This window comes from Paenibacillus sp. P46E, assembly GCF_001909095.1.
GTDB lineage: Bacteria > Bacillota > Bacilli > Paenibacillales > Paenibacillaceae > Paenibacillus_AQ > Paenibacillus_AQ helianthi.
This window is the reverse complement of the sequence record NZ_LVYZ01000055.1, coordinates 170392-183779: the sequence shown is the minus strand read 5'-3', so window position 1 is coordinate 183779 and position 13388 is coordinate 170392. Positions and strand designations below refer to the sequence as shown.

Annotated in this window: 10 protein-coding genes; 3 read left to right on the top strand and 7 right to left on the bottom strand. The window is 49.1% G+C overall.

What is annotated here, in order from left to right; genetic code table 11:
• Positions 1-56 precede the first annotated feature (56 nt).
• Positions 57-1802, top strand: a complete 1746-nt coding sequence (locus A3849_RS21365) for an alpha-glycosidase (protein WP_074113235.1) — start codon at positions 57-59, stop codon at positions 1800-1802.
• A 111-nt stretch (positions 1803-1913) separates the two neighbouring features.
• Here A3849_RS21365 and glgA read toward each other — a convergent pair whose 3' ends face one another.
• Both glgA and glgB read right to left on the bottom strand, forming a co-directional pair.
• Positions 1914-3338 (bottom strand): glycogen synthase GlgA, encoded by a 1425-nt coding sequence (gene glgA, locus A3849_RS21360; protein ID WP_074113234.1) that lies wholly within the window; start codon positions 3336-3338, stop codon positions 1914-1916.
• Positions 3339-3378: 40 nt separating this feature from the next.
• Positions 3379-5298, bottom strand: a complete 1920-nt coding sequence (gene glgB / locus A3849_RS21355; RefSeq protein WP_074113233.1) for a 1,4-alpha-glucan branching protein GlgB — start codon at positions 5296-5298, stop codon at positions 3379-3381.
• Between the two features lie 216 nt (positions 5299-5514).
• On the opposite strand from glgB, the gene A3849_RS21350 reads away from it, so the two are divergent.
• Positions 5515-6738: a glucose-1-phosphate adenylyltransferase gene (locus tag A3849_RS21350; protein WP_074113232.1), complete on the top strand. Its 1224-nt coding sequence runs from the start codon at positions 5515-5517 to the stop codon at positions 6736-6738.
• Between the two features lie 78 nt (positions 6739-6816).
• Here the strand turns inward: A3849_RS21350 and A3849_RS21345 are convergent, their stop codons facing one another.
• The 5 genes from A3849_RS21345 to A3849_RS21325 form a co-directional block, all read right to left on the bottom strand.
• A complete protein-coding gene (locus A3849_RS21345; protein ID WP_074113231.1) occupies positions 6817-8244 on the bottom strand; it encodes a sensor histidine kinase in 1428 nt (475 codons plus the stop codon).
• Positions 8241-8939, bottom strand: a complete 699-nt coding sequence (locus tag A3849_RS21340) for a response regulator transcription factor (RefSeq protein WP_074113230.1) — start codon at positions 8937-8939, stop codon at positions 8241-8243. The genes A3849_RS21345 and A3849_RS21340 overlap by 4 nt, the downstream gene beginning before the upstream one ends.
• The gene (locus A3849_RS21335; protein ID WP_178382769.1) at positions 8932-10215 is read right to left on the bottom strand and encodes a hypothetical protein; all 1284 of its coding nucleotides are present in this window, start codon (positions 10213-10215) and stop codon (positions 8932-8934) included. The genes A3849_RS21340 and A3849_RS21335 overlap by 8 nt, the downstream gene beginning before the upstream one ends.
• Before the next feature lie 36 nt (positions 10216-10251).
• Positions 10252-10977 carry a phosphonate ABC transporter ATP-binding protein gene (locus tag A3849_RS21330; protein WP_074113228.1) on the bottom strand — a complete coding sequence of 242 codons (726 nt, stop codon included), beginning with the start codon at positions 10975-10977 and terminating at the stop codon, positions 10252-10254.
• A gap of 95 nt (positions 10978-11072) precedes the next feature.
• Positions 11073-12251 (bottom strand): MFS transporter, encoded by a 1179-nt coding sequence (locus A3849_RS21325; RefSeq protein ID WP_256700848.1) that lies wholly within the window; start codon positions 12249-12251, stop codon positions 11073-11075.
• Positions 12252-12390: 139 nt separating this feature from the next.
• On the opposite strand from A3849_RS21325, the gene A3849_RS21320 reads away from it, so the two are divergent.
• Positions 12391-13308, top strand: a complete 918-nt coding sequence (locus A3849_RS21320; protein WP_074113226.1) for an ArsR/SmtB family transcription factor — start codon at positions 12391-12393, stop codon at positions 13306-13308.
• The last annotated feature ends 80 nt before the right edge of the window (positions 13309-13388 follow it).

Sequence of the window (13388 nt, the reverse complement as noted above, 5' to 3'; positions counted from 1 at the left end):
ATAAAATTATGTTTACGAAGCGAGTTTTATACACAAAACTTTTTGGAGGTGCAATCATGCTAGTTGAGGCTATGTACCATGTTCCCCGCGACAAGTGGGCTTATGCCTACGATGCAAAGACTATACATCTGCGTGTTCGCACCAAACGGGATGATGTGGACTGTGTAGTGGCGCTAACCGGGGACAAATACAATTGGAAAGATACTTCTTACGATATTATGATGGAAAAAGCGGCTTCGGACGACATGTTCGATTATTGGGAGGCTGCGGTCCGGCCTAAATATAAACGCCTTAGCTATACCTTTCGTGTGAGCAAGGGCGACGAAACGGTATATCTGCTCGACAATGGTATCCGTTCGGAATGCCCACAAGCACCCAATCATTTCTATGAGTTTCCCTACATCCACCAAATCGATCTGTTTCAGGTTCCAAAGTGGGCCAAGGATGCGGTGTTCTACCAGATTATGACGGAACGGTTCGCCAACGGCGATCCATCGAATGATCCGGAGGGTGTAGAGGAATGGGGCGGCAAGCCGAAGCTGGATAACTTTTTTGGAGGGGATCTGCAAGGTGTGCTGGACCATCTGGACGATCTGCAGGAGCTCGGGATCAATGCGGTCTACTTCACCCCTCTCTTCGTGTCACCTTCGAACCACAAATATGATATTGTCGATTACAAAAAGGTCGATCCCCATTTCGGGGATAATGAGTTGTTCAAAACCGTTGTCGAGGAATGTCATAACAAAGGCATTCGCGTCATGCTGGACGCCGTGTTCAACCACTGCAGCGACAAGTTCCCTCCGTTTCAGGATGTTCTGGAAAAGGGGGAGTATTCGGTATACAAAGACTGGTTCCATCTGAACTCCTTCCCTGCCGAAATTGTCGACGGTATTCCTACGTATGACACTTTCGGTTTTTTTGGCAATATGCCGAAGTTCAATACAGCCAATCACGAGGTGAGGTCCTACCTGCTGGAAGTTGCTGAATACTGGATCAAGGAAATAAAGGTGGACGGCTGGCGGCTTGACGTTGCCAACGAAGTCGATCATCATTTCTGGCGGGATTTCCGCAAAGTGGTCAAAGCCGCCAATCCGGAAGCCTATATCGTTGGCGAAGTATGGAGTGACTCGTTGACCTGGCTGCTGGGAGATCAGTTCGATTCTGTCATGAATTATCCTTTTTCGGGTACGGTACTGGAGTTCTTCAACGGAGGGATGGATGGTATTACTTTCGGTCACCGGATTGGGGGTCTCCTGATGCGTTATCCGCAACAGACGAATGAAGTGGTCTTCAATTTGCTTGGCAGCCATGATACCCCCCGGCTCTTGACGGTATTAAACGAAGACAAGCGGAGACTGAAGCTGGCTGTTGTTTTTCTTTTTACTTTTATGGGTACGCCCTGTATCTATTATGGCGACGAAATCGGCCTTACCGGCAACGAAGACCCGGACTGCCGCAAATGCATGGAATGGGATGAAGCGAAGCAGGATCGTGAGTTGTATGATTTTTACCGGATGATGATTGCGTTGCGAAAGGGAAACAAGGCGCTGCGCGAAGGCCGCTTCCGCATTCTGCAGGCGTGTGAGAATGACCCGTGCATCGTATACGAGCGCTCGGATGACGTGATTCATTTTACCGTATGGATGAATAATTCTCCGGAACCCCGTATTCTTAGTCATCCCATGGAAACCGACGATTGGCAGGATGCGCTTACGGGAGCGTCTGTCGCCCCGGAAGACGGAATGATGCATATCTCGCTCGACCCTTACGGTTACCGGATTCTCAGCCGGGACTTAAGCTAAATGTAGTGAATGGTCGCAGCAATGCTTATTGGCACCAAATAAACAAAGGACGTTCTGCAAAGATCACTATGATCTGCAAAACGTCCTTTGTTGTATACTTAAGACTCTCTTCTACTCCAAAATACGGTTATAAATGTCCATGTACTGCTGCGCCGATACGTTCCAGCTGTAATCACCGGCAAACGCATTCTTGGTTACCTTCTTCCAGTGTTCCGGCTTCTGATAGAACGACACCGCCCGGCGGATGGTATACATCATATCATGGGCGTTGTAATCCTTGAAGGTGAATCCGTTCCCCTCTCCGGTTTCCTCACTATAGGCATGTACGGTATCGTTCAACCCGCCTGTCTCGCGGACTACCGGAATACTTCCGTAGCGCAGGGCCAGCAGCTGGCCGATTCCGCAGGGCTCAAATTTGGATGGCATGAGGAACAGGTCACTTGCCGCATAAATTTTGCGGGACAGTGCATCATTAAATAGGATTTGGGAAGACAGCTTGGTTGGATAACGCCACTGCGCCTCACGGAACCAGCGTTCGTAGACTTCATCACCAGTGCCCAGCAGTACAAACTGGATATCATCATAATAGAGCAGCTCATCCAGCACACGTGTTAGGAGATCCAGACCTTTGGAGTCGACCAGGCGCGTGACCATGGCCAACATCGGGATATAGGGTGCGACCGGAAGTCCCAGCTCCTGCTGTAAGGCGAGTTTATTTTCGGCTTTTTTGGCCAGATTGGAACGGTAGCGGGTATAAATTTGCGGATCGCTGGCCGGATTATAGATCTTAGTATCAATCCCATTGACGATCCCGCTCAGGCTGTCTGCCCGTGAGTTGAGCAGTCCATCCAGCCCATATCCATAATACGCAGTGCGGATTTCTTCAGCATACGTCGGACTAACCGTCGTGATATGATCGCTGTAGACAATACCTGCTTTCATATAATTCACATTCCCGTAATACTCGACTCCTAGGAAGTAGCTGTCATCCAGACCCAGCAGTTCACCAAGCACTTCGTAAGGGAATACTCCCTGATACAGAAGATTATGGATGGTGAACACGGTTCGGATGTCCTTGTAGAACGGATTGTGGCGGTAATGCCCCTGAAGCAGCATCGGAATCACTGCCGCATGCCAGTCATGACAGTGCAGCACATCCGGTTGAAAATCAATAATCTCCAGGCACTCCAGAACCGCACGGTTGAAAAAGGCAAAACGCTCGCCATCATCCATATAGCCGTATATACCGTCCCGTCCAAAATAGTATTCATTATCAACAAAGTATATCGGAATGCCGTCATATACCAACCGTTCAATACCGCAATACTGATTGCGCCAGCCGATCGGCACACTTAGAACAGCAACATGCTCCATTTGGGAAACAAATTTCTCTGAAATCCCCCGGTACTTAGGCAAAATCACCCGGACATCCACACCTGCACTTTTCAGCGCTTTGGGCAACGCTCCAATGACATCGGCCAGCCCTCCCGTTTTGACAAACGGATGCGCTTCGGCTGCAGCGAATAAAACCTTCATATCTCGATATCCCCCTTAAATGTATGGACTTCGATCCCTTTTATTTTACTGCCTTTCGGCCTGATTTCTTCAACACCAGGAAGCTAAGCGGAGGAATGGTCAGTTCAATGCTGTTCACCTGATTGTGCCATTCATGCTTGGTGCTCTTCATCGGTTCATTGTGCATACCCGACCCGCCGAATTCAATATTCTCCGAGCTAAACAGCTCTTCATAAGTACCCGGGCGCGGAACTCCAATCCGGTACAATTGCCGTTCAACCGGTTGGAAATTAATGATGATCAGCAAGGTATCAACCGGTTTTTTGCCACGGCGGATATAAGAGACAATACTCTGGCCGCTGTCGTCGGCATCAATCCACTGGTACCCTTCCATATCATGATCAAGTTCCCATAATGCTCTTTCGTTCACATAGAGCTTATTCAGTGCAGCCGTGAAGGCCAGCATGCGTCGGTGGCTCTCATAATCCAGCAGCAGCCAGTCGAGCTGGTCCTGATCCTTCCATTCGATATATTGGCCGAATTCTCCTCCCATGAACAATAGTTTTTTACCGGGATGGCTGATATGGTAACCCAGCAGCAGGCGAAGGCCTGCAAATTTCTGCTCGTAGCTGCCTGGCATTTTGTCCAACAGTGACTTCTTGCCGTGCACCACCTCATCATGGGATAAAGGAAGCGTATAATTCTCGGCATAGGCATAACAGATGGGAAAGGTTAACAAATTATGATGATACGGTCTCGCCCCGAAATCATGTTCTATGTAACCCAGTGTGTCATTCATCCAGCCCATGTTCCATTTATAGTTAAAACCCAGTCCTCCCTCATGCACAGGAGCTGTAACGCCCGGCCAGGCACTGGACTCCTCCGCCATCATCAGAGCCTTCGGATAATAGTGGTATATTGTCTTATTGAGTTGCTGAATAAACCGGATGGCATCTAAATTTTCCAAACCGCCATTTGCATTTCTGCGATACTCATGATTTTTCTTTTCGAAATCCAGTCTGAGCATACTGGTGACTGCATCTACACGCATTCCGTCAATATGATACATCTCGAACCAGAACAGCGCATTGGATATCAGAAAGGATGAAATTTCCGGTTTGCTGAAATCAAAAGAAAGTGTCCCCCACCCTGGTTTCTCGGCCAGCATTGGATCCGCGTATTCATACAACGGCGACCCGTCGAACAATCGAAGGCCATGGGCATCTTTGGCAAAATGAGCCGGAACCCAGTCGAGGAGCACACCGATGCCTGCCTGATGCAGCTTATCGATCAGAAACATCAGATCCTGCGGTTCCCCATAGCGGCTTGTCGCAGCAAAATACCCTGTGCCCTGATATCCCCAGGACAAATCATATGGATGTTCAGCGAGTGGCATAAATTCGACATGGGTGTAGCTCATTTCCAGCAGATAAGGGATCAGAAGCTCACTCATCTCACGGTACGTGTATAGTTCACCATCTTCTTTTTGGCGCCAGGTTCCAAAATGCATTTCGTAAATATTCAGCGGTGCTTGATACGGAGCCTTGCTCCGCCGCCGCCAAGCAGCGTCTCCCCAGGAGTAACCATCCAGTTCAGCAACAATAGAAGCTGTGGCCGGACGCACCTCCGCTTGGAAGGCATAAGGGTCTGCTTTGAGGAAGCTTGACCCGTCTGTTGCCACAATCCTGTATTTGTAAAAAGTTCCCGCTTTCATCTCCGGAAAAAAACGACTCCAAAATCCTGAATCGGGTATCTTATATAACGAGTCCACGTCATCAGTTCCATCCCAGCCGTTATGATTACCAGCCAATCCTACATATGTCGCATGAGGAGCCCACACGGTAAAGCGTACGCCAGGTATTCCTTCTTCAGCGGCAATGTGCGCGCCCAGCATCGTATAGCTGCGATAATTCGTGCCCTCATGGAACAAATAAATATCATCGTTTGACGGGAGGTTAACTGTTGCTGATATATCGGCCAAATCATCACCACCTTCTAATATAGGATGCACCTTTAACATTACCCGAATGCGACTGATTTGAAAATGATTTCGGGCAGAAAATCGGGGGTTCAAGAATAAAGAAAATTATTCATGTAATTTTTGCAGAATTAAGGCAATATATTTCACCTATGCGTTTCAAGTGCTTGCTGAGCGTGTATATTACAAGCATTGACAAAAAAATGGGAGGGATAACAAATGAGTAAAAAACAATGTATCGCCATGCTTCTGGCAGGCGGGGAAGGCCGCAGACTGGCTCCCCTGACCTCCACCATGGCTAAGCCTGCAGTCCCTTTCGGAGGACAATATCGAATCATTGACTTTCCCCTCAGTAACTGTGTAAATTCCAATATTGATACTGTTGGGGTACTGACACAATATGAATCTAATTCCCTGCACAACCATATTGGAGCGGGTGAGCCATGGGGGCTCCATACCCAGTCGGACAAAGGTGTGAAGCTGCTTCCTTCCGGCGTTGAAGGCAGAGATAGCTACACAGGAACAGCCGATGCTATTTATAAAAACATTGAATTCATTGACAGCCACAGCCCGGAGCATGTCCTAATTCTGTCGGCAGATCATATTTACCATATGAATTACAAGAAAATGCTCGATTATCATTTAAGCAAATCGGCAAAAGCCACCATTTCCGTTATGGAGGTGCCTTGGGATGAGGCCAGCCGGTTCGGCGTGATGAATGTGAATGAGGAACTTCAGATTTCGGAATTCGCAGAGAAACCTAAGGTTCCAAAAAGCAACCTTGCTTCAATGGGAATTTACTTATTTGATTGGAAATACCTCAAAGAGCATTTGCTGCTGGATGCAGCTAACCCTGCCTCCAGCCATGATTTTGGCAAGGATGTGATTCCAGCCATGCTGGATGGTCAAGATGAATTGTTCGCATACCGTTTCAAAGGTTATTGGAGAGATGTTGGTACCGTAGACAGCTTATGGGAAGCTCATATGGACCTGCTGCACGAAGACAACGGCTTCAAGCTCGACAACTCCCGTTGGCCGATGTATAGCAGAGCCCGCCGGACGAAACCCGCTCCACATAAACCGCGCCTTCAGATGTCCACCACTGACAGTCTGGTGAATGAAACTTGCCTGTTGGAGGGCAGTCTGAATCGTTCGGTTGTGTTTGGAGGAGTGGAAATCGGCAAGCTGAGCCTGGTTAAACAGAGCGTCATTATGCCCGGGGTAAAAATTGGCCGTGGCGTATTGATTGAGAATGCCATTATAGGCGAAGGTGCAATCATTAAAGATGGTGCCGTGATCAAAGGCAGTCCAGAGAACATTGTAGTTGTCGGACCGCATGAGATCGTCGCTGCCAAACCGGTGATCAAGACCCAGCCTTCCCGCCTTTTGCAGGAAGTATACGAAAAAACAGGCCGTCTGCGAGCAGAAGGACTTCCTTCGTAACAACTATATATTAACAAAAAAGGATGAGGAAGCTGTCAACTACAGCTTCCTCATCCTTTTTATGATCTCAATATCATGTTATAACGGTTGGTCTTCCTGTGAAGCAGTAACAGGCAGCTCTTCCGTCATAGGCAGGATCACAGTCACCTGCGTCCCCTTTCCAAGCTCACTGTCCATTTCAAGCTTGCCACCATGAAGCTCCACGATTTGTTGAGAAATTGCGAGACCCAGACCCGTGCCGCCATTCAGCGCATCCACCTGGAAGAACCGGTCGCGTACTCTGCCAAGATGTGCCTCACTGATGCCTATACCGCTGTCACGGACAACGACCGCCAGTTCACTGCCGCTCAGACGGTGCGCGGACAAAACTATGCTTGAATCTTCGGGGGAAAATTTCACAGCGTTATCTACCAGGTTAAGGAATACCTGCTTCAACCGGTTAGCGTCAGCCTTGATATAGAACGTCTCGTCGCACTCCAAAAGCAGATGAATCCGTTTCTTTTCTGCCTTGGCCCAAATGTTCAGAATCGTCTCCTGAAGCAGTACTTTGATATCCACACGGCCCATAGACAGCTTCATCTCGTTCTGCTGCAGCTTGGAGAAATCGAGAATCTCTTCCACAAGCCCAATCAGTCGGTCACTTTCTTTGGAGATAATACCCATGCCCAGCTTGGTTTCCTCGGGATCATACCCGCCTGAAATAAGCGTTTCGCTCCAGCCCTTAATGCTAGTAAGCGGGGTCCGCAGCTCATGCGAGATGGAGGAGATGAAATCATCCTTAATCTGATTACTGCGGATAATTTCATCTGCCATGTAATTCAGCGTATTCGCCAAATCCCCAATTTCGTGTTTGTAATCGCCCTTGATCCGTGTCGTGAACTTGCCTTTGGCCATCTGGGCTGAGACTGCCGTAATATTCTTCAGCGGCTTTACAATCGAATTCGCCAGACCGAAGCTGAACAAAACCACAATCGCCATCACCGCCACACCAATCCCGATGGATACCAGTGTCAGGTTCAGCAGATCACTGTCGATTCTCTCCATGGAGGTAATGTAACGGATCACATAGGTTTCTCGCCCGTTGATATGCACCATCTTAGACACCGCCATTACACTCTCGTTCGTTCCGGGCTGGCGTCCAACCCAGCGGCCGAAGCTTCCTCCCACCGCCTCCGGGACATCACTCGTCGTAATGGTGCGGTCGGGCTGAAATCCAGTGGAGCTGATGAGCATATTGCCATCCAGTGTCAGCACCTGCAACTCGGTATAGTCCATTTGAAAGAAATCCAACAGCTTTTGCAGCTGATTGGGCGAACGATCCCCGGAAATCTCATATTTCTGGAAATCCTCCGCCATTCCGATATGCAAGGTGATTTTACTGTATACACTGTCATAATAATACGTCCGGATCGCCAGCAGGAATATAACCTCAACGAGGAGAAGCGCCACAAAGACGACAAAAATATAGTGCAATACAATCTGTCTGCGCATCCCCTTCTTGATCATTGTGCTTGGCCTTTCCACTTATAGCCATGACCCCACACGGTCTGAAGATATTCCGGCTCCGAAGGATTATTCTCGATCTTCTGACGCAGCCGGCGGATGTTCACATCCACAATTTTGGGATCTCCCATATATTCCTTGCCCCAGACATGATCGAGCAGCGAATCCCGGCTAAGCGGGGTATTCTCCATCTCCAGAAAATACTGAACCAGTGAAAATTCGGTCGGTGTCAGTTCGATAGCCTCACCGCTGCGCTTGAACTGCTTGGAGATCAGATCCAGAGTAAACGGTCCAGACTGAAAAGAAACCTTGGCGGACTGTTCACGGTGAACATTAACCCGGCGAAGCAGCGACTGGATGCGCGCGATCAGCTCAGTAGGACTAAACGGTTTGCTGACATGGTCATCCGCTCCTACCGACAGGGCATATACTTTATCCTGCTCCTGTACCTTGGCTGTCAGGAAGATAATCCCCAGCCGCTCATTAGTTTCCCTGATCCGTCTGCATACCTCAAAGCCGTCGATGCCCGGCACCATTACATCCAACAGTGCAATGTCAATATCCGGCACCGTTGTCAGCTTGTGAAGGGCTTCATTGCCGTCTGCTGCCTCCAGTACTTCAAAGCCGTTACGTTTCAGATTGATCACGATAAAACTCCGGATAGATTCTTCATCCTCCAGGATTAATACCTTACTCATCGATTCCCTTCCTTTCAATAGGCGAGGTGATTTTATTACTCTCTCCTCCGCTTTTGCTCTCTTCCAATTCTCCACGGTAGCCGATTATTTTGTCCAGATCGCTTCCTAACAGCTCCCAGCCTTCATTTTTATCCCGCTCCCATTCAGCAGGAGTAAAGAAAGAAACCTCAGCGACCGTTTCTCCGGTGTCCAGCACAATAAATCTCAGATATTTATCCTGAACGGACTTGGTGTCAACTGTGACCTTCTCGTACCACTTCGGTAAAATGTTAATGGTGAATCGGTCCGACGGGTCCTGGTACAACTGATCGGAGAACGTAAGACCGTTCTTTCCATCCCATTTATAATAGGAATTAAAATAAGGGATCGTCTGCGGATCAAAATATTCCCAGCCCTTAGGCGACTCGAGCAGGCCGATCTCCAAAATACCGTCACCGTCGATGTCTTCACTGACAATCTTTCGTTCTTTAAACGTGCGAGCGTCTCCCGGAACAACCACCCGCAGCTTGTTGTTCTCCATCACAACCATGGTTGTGTATGCCGAATGGGAATCCACCGCAGCATCCAGGATAATACCTTCTTTGTTCTCTGCTACTTTTCCTGAGACAATATTGTAATAATTACTGAAATACGGGTCCAGATCATCCAGTTCATCCAGAACCTTGAACCCGTCACTGTACTGGTAGGTTGTAATTGTGGCAAATTCATTACGCTTGAAATTCACAACCGTAATGTCTTCAATGCCATCCTCGTTCAGGTCATCCAGCAAATATTTGGTGTAGGGCTGGGTCAGCACTTCCTCCAGGACTCCGCCCGCATAGCGGTACACCACCATGCCTTTTTCTTCACCTCGTGAGTATCCTGCAATGATATCCAGTTTGCCGTCTCCGGTTACATCCTTGATGTCAACAGAATCAAGCTCCATCCCGTTACCGTCAAACACAAGCTTCTTCACCCAGCCCTCATCCTGTTTCTCCAGAATCATCCCGTGAATCTGTACCGTTTCGTTCTTGGTAAGATAGAATACCAGCGTCTCCATGACGCCGTCCTTATCCAGATCCTCCGTGAATATAGAACTGTCGTCGTCATTCGCCGGACGAATCAGTGTGGAGCCGGCGGGCTTCAGCGAATTGATTGCTGTCATCAGTGATGCCTTGTCAGCCGACAGCTGGGGTGCCTTCATCCGCGAAACAGGGTCACTGATGAAGGTGCATCCTGACAGCACTGATAGTGACAGTGATAACGCCGCCAGACGCTTGATAACATGTCTACTCAACTTCATCACTCTTTCCCGGTTACGTGGTTCGATCCGCTATAAATGGGCACGCTCCTGAGAGGTTAGGCGGCGGCCCCTGACATCATGTCTGATTCTTCCATCCTCCAGCACCCAGAGGCGTGTAGCATAACGCTCCGCCAGCTCGATCGGGATTACGGTAATCACGGTAAGCCCTGTTTCCTTGCACAGCTTGCGCAGCGTTTCCAGCACATTCTCTGCTGTTTTGGGATCCAGGCCGGTAACCGGCTCATCTGCCAGAATAACCTTGGCACCATGCACCAATGCACGGGCAATCGCCACACGCTGACGTTCCCCGCCGCTGAGCTGGCTGGTCTTCATCTTCGCCTTGTCAAGCAAGCCGAGTAAATCCAGCTCGTCCATTGCACCCATGTAATCATCTGAACGCACCATGCCGGTAACCATCCGCCAGAGAGGCGTCTGGGAGGACTGTCCAATCAGCACATTTTTGAGCGCTGTACGGTTCGGATTCAGTTCTGCATTCTGCTCCAGATATGCCCATTCCCGGCGGATCTTGCGTTTGCCGGCAAAGACACTTTTCAGGATATCCGTTCCATCTACCCTGAAGTTGCCCCTGTCCCATTTCTCCTTGAGTGCCAGACATCGCAACAGTGTCGATTTGCCGCTTCCGCTGGCTCCCAGCAGAACCACAAGTTCACCTGCTTCTAATTGAAAGCCAATATCCTGCAGTACCGGATTCTTGTCTTCTCCTACTGCTTTGGCCAGATGTTCAACTGTAATCATAGTTCAGCCTCTCCCTGTCTTCTTCTCTACTCTACTCTATAGTGTACTCTGAAAGCGGGATCAAATTCCATGCGAGCACTCGTTCTTATCTTACCTCAAATCAGCTTCCGTGGCGAGAATAATAACCCTGCCAGGCCGAACACAATATATAGAACACCCAGAAGAACAAAAACCCCTCCGCCCCAGCCAAACTGCAGCAGCACGCCGCCGATTCCCGGACCCATAATGCTGCCGAAACTATAATGAAATGACGAGACTACGTTGGCGGCAGGCAGTAAATTGCGGGGAAGAATATCTGCAGCATAGCTGAGACCGAGTGAGAAAAAAGAACCCACAAGCCCGCCTGCTGCCATAAGCACAGCCAAAGTCCACAGGAAGTGGTCTCCCGTAAGCGGCAACAAGGCAAACGCCAAGCCCCCGCCCACACCGGAGAAGATCAGAATCTTTTTCCGCCCGTACCGGTCGCTCCATATGCCTAACGGCATTTGAAGCAGCAAGCCGCCTATCCCTGCGAATGGAAGAAGCGCTGCAATCTGATTAGCACTGAAGCCGATACGCAGCCCGTAGACCGGAAAGTTGCTGTTCAGGCTTGCCTCCATATATCCGTATAAAAGAGCGGGGATCAGCGCATACCACGCAAGACTGTAGCTCCGGGCGAACCGGCGAGCTTGCCCTTCCCCATGTTCTACTTTGTCCGGATGAGAGACCGGCAGCTTCAGCACCACCAGGATCAACACGAATAGAAATAATAACGCAATCACAACAAAAGGTGCCGCCTGCCCGAAACGGAGCAAACTTATGCCAAGCGGCCCCAGGCTGAATCCTAATCCGTAGGACATACCATACAAGGATAGATTACGTCCCCGGTGCTCCGCAGGTGTCATTAACAGCACCCAGAGCTGGGCAGCGTAATTGATAGCTGAGTCCCCGATCCCTACCAGAAGACGCAGCACGAACCATGCCTTGACACCCGGCAGCAACGGAAAACATATTAATGATACCAGCACAAGACTGATGCCTGCTGAGATCAATTTTTTGAAACCGATTGCGCTGAGAATCCGTTCCGCTACCAGCGTCATGGCAAACGAGCCTACATACAGTGCGGCGGCATTCAACCCGTTGAGTGAGGATGAGACTCCTTTTTGCTCCAGCAGAATGGATAAGACCGGCAGCAGTAAGCCTTGGCTCAGTCCCGCTGCGATGATAACAGTAATCAGAATGATGTAATTGAGCCTGCTGCTCTGGTTCACAGATATTGAGTGACTGTTAGACACAGATGAATCCTCCTATGTATTTCTTTGGTTATGGCTCGTGACACCGCCCTGGCAAACACGGAACATTATAGTGGACAACCTTCTTCAAAACAAGAGATAATAAATAGAAGTGACCGATTTTTCTGGGGGTGCAAGCTTCATGAACTATAAATTAGAAATTGATGTTTCGCCGGTATATGAGCTGCTTGACAGTTTTATGTTATATGTAACAAAAAAATGGATTTCCAATCTTGACATCGGCCCAGACTGGATCCGTGATGTGGACAGCCGGATTGCTCCACTCCAGATTTCAGTCTTGCGGCAGGCCGCAGAGTGGCCTTTTGACGACTATGATGTGCTCTATGCGTGGGCGTACAGCAGAGGTACGGCTTCCAAAGTAACACAGTTCCTCGATGACCTTGAATCCTGCTCGCTGGAAGAATGCTTCGAGCGTACAACCCCTTTTTTCCAAGAGTTTACTCTTGAAGAATGCGCCAGGATCAAATATGGATACACTCCACTTTTGCGCCTATGGTACGAGCAGTATTTCCGTCATACAGAGCAAAAGATTCTCCCGCTGCTGATTGAAGATGCCTCCGAGAAAAAAATGCTGGAGAGTAAAATGGACATTGTACCTCTAATTGAATATGCCTCCGGCGGAATTGTGATTGAAGACATCCCGGAGCTCGAAACCATCGTACTGCTGCCCACCGTTCATAATCGGCCCATTAATACCTATTGCTTCTATAAAACAATGATGTTGGTCCAGTATCCGGTCGATGTGCCCCTGGACAGTGAAGATGAGCCGCCTACAGTGCTGCTCCGCTTGACAAAAGCCCTTTCGGACCCGACCCGGCTGCGCATGTTGCGCTTTATTGCCCATGAGCCTAAGACCCTGTGGGAGATGCAGACAGAACTCAGCCAATCCAGAGAAATGCTGATGCATCACCTGCTCATCCTGCGTGTCGCCGGCTTACTGCGTGTACACCTTCGGGGAGAAGGCACAGAACGCTACAGCATTAGGCCTGACGGTGCTTCGGAACTTCAGATGTTCCTGGAGTCCTATATTCGTCTATAATAGTTATACAAATTCAGAAAGAAAGAAATACAGTCACAGAGCAGTTGTTCTCAAAACATGGCCTATGCTTCCGAAGCGAG

Excerpts from the sequence above, each read along its gene's own strand:
- A3849_RS21350 (WP_074113232.1), top strand. The coding sequence starts at position 5,515 with ATGAGTAAAAAACAATGTATCGCCATGCTTCTGGCAGGCGGGGAAGGC.
- A3849_RS21330 (WP_074113228.1), bottom strand. The coding sequence starts at position 10,977 with ATGATTACAGTTGAACATCTGGCCAAAGCAGTAGGAGAAGACAAGAAT.
- A3849_RS21340 (WP_074113230.1), bottom strand. The coding sequence starts at position 8,939 with ATGAGTAAGGTATTAATCCTGGAGGATGAAGAATCTATCCGGAGTTTT.
- A3849_RS21345 (WP_074113231.1), bottom strand. The coding sequence starts at position 8,244 with ATGATCAAGAAGGGGATGCGCAGACAGATTGTATTGCACTATATTTTT.
- A3849_RS21365 (WP_074113235.1), top strand. The coding sequence starts at position 57 with ATGCTAGTTGAGGCTATGTACCATGTTCCCCGCGACAAGTGGGCTTAT.
- glgA (WP_074113234.1), bottom strand. The coding sequence starts at position 3,338 with ATGAAGGTTTTATTCGCTGCAGCCGAAGCGCATCCGTTTGTCAAAACG.
- A3849_RS21320 (WP_074113226.1), top strand. The coding sequence starts at position 12,391 with ATGAACTATAAATTAGAAATTGATGTTTCGCCGGTATATGAGCTGCTT.